This is a genomic window from Pseudokineococcus marinus, from assembly GCF_013004605.1.
In the GTDB taxonomy this organism is placed as follows: domain Bacteria; phylum Actinomycetota; class Actinomycetes; order Actinomycetales; family Quadrisphaeraceae; genus Pseudokineococcus; species Pseudokineococcus marinus.
The window spans coordinates 1-1,331 of the sequence record NZ_JABEMA010000510.1 but is presented as its reverse complement, the minus strand read 5'-3'; the positions used below and the strand labels follow the sequence as shown (position 1 = coordinate 1,331).

The following is a 1,331-nucleotide window of genomic DNA, read 5'->3' as shown; positions in this document are numbered from 1 at the left end:
CCCGCCCCCGGAGCCCCACCCCGAGGGGTGCGGCCTCAGCCGGCCATGGCCGCCACGGGCGGCACGGCGGCGGCCCGTCGGGCCGGCAGCAGCGAGGCGACCATCCCGGCGAGCGTGGCGACGGCGACGACCGCGGCGACCTGCAGCCACGGGACGTCGAGGACGACCGGCGCGGCGGAGGCGAGGGCGGCCGACGTGCCGGCCAGCCCGAAGGCGACGCCGAGCCCGACGCCGAGCACGGAGGCGACCCCGGCGACGAGGCCGGCCTCCCACAGCAGGGTCCGGCGGACGTCGCGGGCCGGCTGCCCGAGCGCGCGCAGGAGGCCGAGCTCCTGGCGCCGCTCGACGACGGACAGCGCGAGCGTGTTGCCCACGCCGACGAGCGCGATGACGACGGCGACGCCGAGCAGCGCGGTGACGACGAGGAGCAGGACGTCGAGCACCTGGTCGAGGCCCTGCCGCACGAGCACGGCCCCGGCGACGTAGGAGTCCGGCGCGGCGGCCGACACGGTCGTGGTCAGGGCGTCGACCGTCTCGCCGGCGCCGCGACCCTCGGGGTCCGCGACGGCGGCCCAGACCTCCGCCACGGGCGCCGCGGCGGCGAGCCGCTCCAGCTCCGCCTCCGCGACCACCGGGAGGTCGTTGCGGCCGCCGACGCGGACGACGAGGTCGGCCGTCCCCGTCGGGCCCGTGGCGGTGAGGACGTCGCCGTCCGCGAGGCCGTTGACCTCGGCGTAGCCGGGCCCCACGCGCACCTCTCCCGCCGCCGGGGCGCCGGCCGTCGACGAGCGCACCACGCCGTCGACGTCCGCGGGCAGGCCGAGCAGGGGCTGCTCCGTCACGTCGCCCAGGTCGACGAGCGCGCCGCGCACCGCGGCCGCCCCGGTGACCCCGGGCGTCCCCGCCACCGCGGGCAGCAGGTCCTCCGGCAGGCCCGGCCCGTCGAAGTACCCCGCGTCGACCACCTGGACGTCCGCCGGGTACTGCGCCTCCAGCTCCGTCGTCGTCGTCGCCCGCACCGAGGCGGCGCCGACGACGAAGGTGCTCACGAGGGTGACGCCCACGAGCAGGGCCGTGGCGGTGGCCGCCGTGCGCCGCGGCACGCGGACGGAGTTACGGGCGGCCAGCCGGCCGGGCACACCGCCGACGCGGGCCAGGAGCCGCCCGACGAGGCCGACGGCGGCGGGCACGCCGCGCTGGCACAGGAGGACGACGCCGAGGAAGGTCGGGACGCCGGCCGCCAGGCCCAGCAGCAGCTCGCCGCGCAGCGAGGCCCAGGTCAGCGCGGCGGCCCCCGGCACGGCGAGGAGGAGGCCGGCGACGAGCCGCAC

The 1,331-nt window shown here is 79.9% G+C and carries 1 protein-coding gene; it reads right to left on the bottom strand.

Annotation, left to right across the window (positions count from 1 at the left end; translation table 11 throughout):
- Window positions 1-35: 35 nt before the first annotated feature.
- The coding region (locus HLB09_RS17080; protein ID WP_171204484.1) for an FtsX-like permease family protein at window positions 36-1,331 on the bottom strand (1,296 nt) is incomplete at its 5' end.